Here is a 5,836-nt window from a genome sequence, read left to right as displayed (position 1 = left end):
TGCTGGCGGCAGAGATGCCCAAGATCCTGGGCTTCCCCGACATCGACGGCCAGTTCGACGGGCCGACGCTGTTCCTGTCCGGAGCCGAGAGCGACTACGTCCTTCCCGAGTACCGCGAACGCATCCGCGCCCTTTTCCCCGAATCGCGTTTCGCGAAGATCCCCGGCGCCGGCCACTGGCTGCATGCCGAGAAATCGCGCGAGTTCGAGGCAGCGGTGAGGGCCTATCTGAACGCTGCCTGACAGTGGATTCAGGAAAAGCGAAACTGCAGGTTCTTGTTTCGGAATGAGTCACGCCGCGGCTTGATCCAAAGCGCCGGGCACCCCTTTCTCCCCCCGAGAAAGGAGCTCCGATGCCCCTCGCCCCGTCAGTCCCCGGCCAGCACCTGCAGCTCGCCCTCGAGCCACGGCAACTGGCGCAGTGCCGGTTCGATCACCGATTCCGAGACCAGCTTGCGCATGGTCTGCGCCACGTCGCGCGGCACCCGGTCGGTCCAGTCCGAAGCGGCGAAGAGCGAGATGGTGCGCGCGAAGGGGCTGAAGGGCAGCGGGTGCGCTTCCATCCGGTCCTGGAACTGCTTGGCGCGCATGTAACCCAGCGGCGTGGTGATGCCCCAGCCGACGCCGCGCGCCACCAGCGTCATCAGCGACAGGTGGGCACCGATCTCGAAGCGCTCGGGGAACTCGAGCTTCTGGCGCGCCAGATGCGCCTCGATCTGCCGGCCGATGAGCTGCTCGCGGTCGTAGCGCAGCAACGGCAGCCCGTGCATCAGCGACTGCGCACCACCGGCCTCGGCCAGTGCGCCGCGGGCACAGACCAGCATGAACGGGTCGCGGATCAGCGGGTATTCCACCACGCCGTCGACCACCGCCCCGGAACTCGCGGCGATGGCGATGTGCAGGCGCCGGTCGCGCATGGCCTGCCCGATCTCGTGGCTGGGTGCAGTGATCAGCTTGAAGCGGCAGCGGGTCATGCTCTCGGCAAGCATGGTCACCAGCTGCGGCGTGAGGTCGTTGTCGAAATCGTCGATGACCCCGAGGCTCAGCGTCGACAGATGCGTGAGATCCATCACCGTGAGCTCGTTCTGGGCGAGCCGGAGCTGGCTCAGCACCGACTGGGTGCGCAGCAGGAACGACCGTCCCGCCTGGGTGAGCTGCATCGGGCGGCGCCCGTGGTCGACGAGATCGGCCCCGAGCGCGGCCTCGAGATTGCGCATCTGCTGGCTCACCGCGGGCTGGCTCAGCCCCGTCATCTCGGCCGCCTGCGCCACAGACCCGCTTGCCGCCAGCGCCTCGAACACCTCGAGCCCGCGCAGCGTCACCCCCTTCATCAGCATTTCGCCCCCTTCTCCGGCCGCAAGGCCCGTCACTCACACATTCACCTTTTCTGAAACTATCACCCTGTCAGGTCAAGCGTTCCCCATGCCGATCACCCATCTCAAAGCCGCCCCCGGCCTGCCGCCGCAGAACGCCGCCGACATCTCGGACACCGTCCAGGTCATGCTCGCGGCGCTGCGCACCGGCGGCGAAGAGGCCGCGCTCGACTACGCCCGCCGCCTCGATGGCCACGACGCCCCGCCCGAACTGTCGCCCGCCGCGCTCGCCGGGGCCCACCGCCTGCTGCCGGTGACGCTGGTCGAGGACATCGCCTACGCCCACGCCAACATCCGCGCCTTCGCCGAGGCGCAGCGGGCCTCGGTGCAGGAGTTCGAGGTCGAGTTGCGCCCCGGCCTGCGCGCCGGACAGCGGCTGCTGCCGCTGGGCTGCGCCGGGGTCTACGTGCCCGGCGGGCGCTACGCGCACATCGCCTCGGCGCTGATGACGGTGACCACCGCCCGGGCCGCGGGCGTGGGCACGGTCACCGCCTGCACGCCCCCCGGCCCCGACGGCCCGCACCCGGCGATCCTGCACGCGCTGCACCTGGCGGGCGCCGACCGCGTGCTGGCCATGGGCGGGGTGCAGGGCATCGCCGCACTGGCGCTGGGGCTCTTCGACCTGCCCGGCGCCGATCTGGTCGCGGGCCCGGGCAATGCCTTCGTCGCCGAGGCCAAGCGCCAGCTCTTCGGGCCCATCGGCATCGACATGGTAGCGGGCCCCACGGATTCGATGATCCTCGCCGATGCCACTGCCCGCGCCGAGCGGGTGGCGCTCGATCTCGTCAGCCAGGCCGAGCACGGCGGCACCTCGCCGGTGTGGCTTGTCACCACCCACGCGCCGCTGGCCGACGCGGTGCTGGCCATGGTGCCGCGGATCATCGCCTCGCTGCCCGAGCCCAACCGCTCGGCCGCGCACGAGGCCTGGGCCGCGCTCGGCGAGGTGATGCTGGCGGACACGCGCGAGGAAATGGCGGCGCAGGCCGATCTCTACGCACCCGAGCACCTGCACGTGCAGGCGTCCGATCTCTGCTGGTGGCGCCAGCGGCTCAGCGCCTACGGCTCGCTGTTCCTTGGCGCCGACACCACGGTGGCCTTCGGCGACAAGGCCGCGGGGCCGAACCACGTTCTGCCCACCGGCCGCGCGGCGCGCTATACTGGCGGGCTGTCGGTGCACAAGTTCCTGAAATGCGTGACATGGCAGAGCGCCGCACCCGAGGCTCTGGCCGATCTCGCCCGCGCCAGCGCCGGCATCAGCCGCGCCGAGGGCATGGAAGGCCATGCCCGCGCCTGCGATGCCCGCCTGCCCGACCGCAACGCCGGGCGCTGCTGGGGGTCCTGAGGGGCATCACATGAAGACGCCAGACGCCGCCCACCGGAGGAGAAAGGTCCGTGGGCAGCGCTGAACGGCTGTCATCGAGGTCGACGCCGAGCCGACCCGGCTCACAGTCCGCTGCAGAGCCTTTCGGCGCGCGCGACGTATTTGGCGTAGCGCTCCCAGAAGCTGCGGTCCGACGACCGGTCGGACTGGCGGACCTCCTGCGCGCTGTGCGGGTCCTGGTAGAACTTCACCGCGCGGCGCTGGTCGCCGTTGCTCAGTTCCTCGTTCGCCGCGGCCTGGATGCAGCCGCACAGCTGCGGGTTCCGTGCCGTCCGGTCCGAGGCAATGCAGGCCTTGCTGATCGGCCCGCTGGCCATCCGCGTCACATAATAGTCGCTGCCCGACCTTGATCCGCCACCGCCGCAGCCCGCCACGACGGCCAGTGCCACCACACAGGAAATGGTTCTCATACGCCTGTCTTCCTTACGCTCGACGCCACCCTCGGGGCTTTTCGCCCTCGCTTCGGGGTGGCCTTTTCCACAGACTGCCGCAAAGACCGGAGGAATTCAATTCACCAGCCCGTCAGGTCATCACGCGATCCGCCTTGACCGGCCCGTGATTCACCAGCATATCCAGCAAATCATGACCGATCTCGCGCATATTCGTAACTTCTCCATCGTCGCCCACATCGACCACGGGAAATCCACCCTGGCCGACCGGCTGATTCAGCTCACCGGCACCGTCGCCGAACGCGACATGCAGGAGCAAATGCTCGACTCGATGGACATCGAGCGGGAGCGTGGCATCACGATCAAGGCCAACACCGTCCGCATCGAGTACCCGGCGCAGGACGGCGAGACCTATGTCCTGAACCTGATCGACACGCCCGGCCACGTCGACTTCGCCTACGAGGTCGCGCGCTCGATGCACGCGGTCGAAGGCTCGCTGCTGGTGGTCGACGCGACCCAAGGCGTCGAGGCCCAGACCCTCGCGAACGTCTACACCGCCATCGACGCCGACCACGAGATCGTGCCGGTGCTGAACAAGGTCGACCTGCCGGCCGCGGAACCCGAGCGGGTGAAGACCCAGATCGAGGACGTGATCGGCATCGACAGCCAGGACGCCTGCCTGATCTCGGCCAAGACCGGCGTCGGCATCCCCGACGTGCTCGAGGCCATCGTCAAGCGCCTGCCCGCCCCGCCCGAGGGCGACCGCAACAAGCCGCTCAAGGCGATGCTGGTGGATTCCAAGTACGACCAGTATCTCGGCGTGATCTGTATCGTGCGCATCATCGACGGCGTGCTCAAGAAGGGCGACCGCATCCGGATGATGAAGACCGGCGGCACCTACGACGTGGACGACGTGGGCGTCTACCGACCCGCGATGACCAACGTGAAGGAGCTCGGCCCGGGCGAGATCGGCTATCTCAATGCCTCGATCAAGCAGGTCCGCGACACCCGCGTCGGCGACACCATCACCCACGAGAAGAAGCCCTGCGCCGAGCCGCTGCCGGGCTTCAAGCCCTCGGTCCCGGTGGTGTTCTGCGGCCTCTTCCCGGTCGATGCCAACGATTTCGAGGACATGCGCGACGCCATCGAGAAGCTGGCACTGAACGACGCGTCCTTCACCTTCGAGATGGAGACCTCGGCAGCGCTCGGCTTCGGCTTCCGCTGCGGCTTCCTCGGCCTGCTGCACCTCGAGGTGATCCGCGACCGGCTCGAGCGCGAGTACAACATCGAGCTCATCACCACGGCGCCGTCGGTGATCTATCACCTGTTCACCAAGGACGGTGAGCGCCGCGACCTGCACAACCCGGCCGACATGCCGGACGCCTCGACCGTGGACCACATCGAGGAGCCGCGCATCAAGGCCACCATCATGGTGCCCGACGAGTATCTCGGCGACGTGCTCAAGCTCTGCCAGGAGCGCCGCGGCATCCAGATGGACCTCACCTACGTCGGCGGCCGCGCGATGACGGTCTACGACCTGCCGCTCAACGAAGTGGTGTTCGACTTCTACGACCGGCTGAAATCGGTGACCAAGGGCTATGCCTCGTTCGACTACGAGATGATCGGCTACCGCGAGGACAGCCTCGTGAAGATGTCGATCCTCGTGAACGACGAGCCGGTCGACGCGCTGGCCATGATGGTGCACCGCGACCGCGCCGAGATGCGGGGCCGTGCCATGTGCGAGAAGCTCAAGGAGCTGATCCCGCGCCACATGTTCAAGATCCCGATCCAGGCGGCCATCGGCGGCAAGGTCATCGCGCGCGAGACCCTCTCGGCCATGCGCAAGGACGTGACCGCCAAATGCTACGGCGGCGACGCCACGCGGAAGAAGAAGCTGCTCGAGAAGCAGAAGGCGGGCAAGAAGAAGATGCGCCAGTTCGGCAAGGTCGACATCCCGCAGGAAGCCTTCATCTCCGCGCTGAAGATGGACAGCTGACCGGGCCCTGCCCCACGTGATCAAGGAATGGCCGCCCCTCGGGTTGCGGATCACGGCTTCGAGAGAGGGCCGCCTTACACCCCCGCGTAGGCCTGCGTCGCGATTGCGAATCCCGCGGATTTGCCGTTCAGATCGCGCGGGGCCGCGGTGGCCCGTGCACATTGCTCACTGGCGGTCCATCATGCGTCACGTCACGATCCCTCTCCTGCTCTCCCTGATCCTCGCCGCCGGCACCGCCCGGGCCGAGGTCTGCGACTATCGCCCCAGCCGGCTGCTCGGCGAGGCGGTGGGCGAGGCTGCCGGTGCGGTCTCGAAGCTTGGCGGCAACGCCATCGCGGGGGACGGCGGTTTCTACACGCTGCTCAACGCCACCAGCGGGCTTACGCTGCTGGGGACGAAGCTCGCCGCCTCGGGCACAGCCGCGGGCGTCGGCAGTTCCGGCGGCGGCGCGGGCGTGGCCTCGGTGGTGGCCAACCCCGGGGTCTGGATCCCGGCGCTGGTGATCGGCGCGGGCGGGGTCGGTTACGAGGCCACCTGCGCGCTCTTCGTGGACGAGCGCATCACCGACTACGACGCGGTGCTCAAGGTCATGCGCGATTTCCAGAACCACTCCGACCCGCGCGCCTTCCGGCTGGTCGAGGACAACCTGAACCCGTTCATCGAGCTTCACGACGCCGACGGCACCCGCAGCACCTACG

6 protein-coding genes are annotated in these 5,836 nt (G+C 68.3%); 4 read left to right on the top strand and 2 right to left on the bottom strand.

Annotated features, from left to right (window positions below):
• The coding region (locus HC022_RS17695; protein WP_368484690.1) for an alpha/beta fold hydrolase at nucleotides 1-242 on the top strand (242 nt) is incomplete at its 5' end.
• Nucleotides 243-367: 125 nt separating this feature from the next.
• Here HC022_RS17695 and HC022_RS17690 read toward each other — a convergent pair.
• Complete coding sequence (locus HC022_RS17690; protein ID WP_089955125.1) at nucleotides 368-1,336, bottom strand: LysR family transcriptional regulator; 969 nt, start codon at nucleotides 1,334-1,336, stop codon at nucleotides 368-370.
• Between the two features lie 85 nt (nucleotides 1,337-1,421).
• On the opposite strand from HC022_RS17690, the gene hisD reads away from it, so the two are divergent.
• Nucleotides 1,422-2,714, top strand: a complete 1,293-nt coding sequence (gene hisD, locus HC022_RS17685) for a histidinol dehydrogenase (protein ID WP_167453312.1) — start codon at nucleotides 1,422-1,424, stop codon at nucleotides 2,712-2,714.
• Between the two features lie 101 nt (nucleotides 2,715-2,815).
• Here the strand turns inward: hisD and HC022_RS17680 are convergent, their stop codons facing one another.
• Nucleotides 2,816-3,163, bottom strand: coding sequence for a hypothetical protein (locus tag HC022_RS17680; protein WP_008886155.1), 348 nt, complete (start codon nucleotides 3,161-3,163; stop codon nucleotides 2,816-2,818).
• Between the two features lie 172 nt (nucleotides 3,164-3,335).
• On the opposite strand from HC022_RS17680, the gene lepA reads away from it, so the two are divergent.
• Both lepA and HC022_RS17670 read left to right on the top strand, forming a co-directional pair.
• A complete protein-coding gene (gene lepA / locus HC022_RS17675) occupies nucleotides 3,336-5,138 on the top strand; it encodes a translation elongation factor 4 (protein ID WP_040383928.1) in 1,803 nt (600 codons plus the stop codon).
• Between the two features lie 181 nt (nucleotides 5,139-5,319).
• Nucleotides 5,320-5,836: hypothetical protein (locus tag HC022_RS17670; RefSeq protein WP_217704029.1), on the top strand; the 517-nt coding region annotated here is incomplete at its 3' end.

The sequence above is a fragment of the Salipiger sp. HF18 genome (assembly GCF_011806505.1).
GTDB lineage: Bacteria > Pseudomonadota > Alphaproteobacteria > Rhodobacterales > Rhodobacteraceae > Salipiger > Salipiger thiooxidans.
This window is presented reverse-complemented; position numbering and strand designations above follow the sequence as displayed.

What these genes read in the sequence shown, in the direction of transcription:
- HC022_RS17680 (WP_008886155.1), bottom strand. Translation starts at nt 3,163, where the DNA reads ATGAGAACCATTTCCTGTGTGGTGGCACTGGCCGTCGTGGCGGGCTGC.
- hisD (WP_167453312.1), top strand. Translation starts at nt 1,422, where the DNA reads ATGCCGATCACCCATCTCAAAGCCGCCCCCGGCCTGCCGCCGCAGAAC.
- lepA (WP_040383928.1), top strand. Translation starts at nt 3,336, where the DNA reads ATGACCGATCTCGCGCATATTCGTAACTTCTCCATCGTCGCCCACATC.
- HC022_RS17690 (WP_089955125.1), bottom strand. Translation starts at nt 1,336, where the DNA reads ATGCTGATGAAGGGGGTGACGCTGCGCGGGCTCGAGGTGTTCGAGGCG.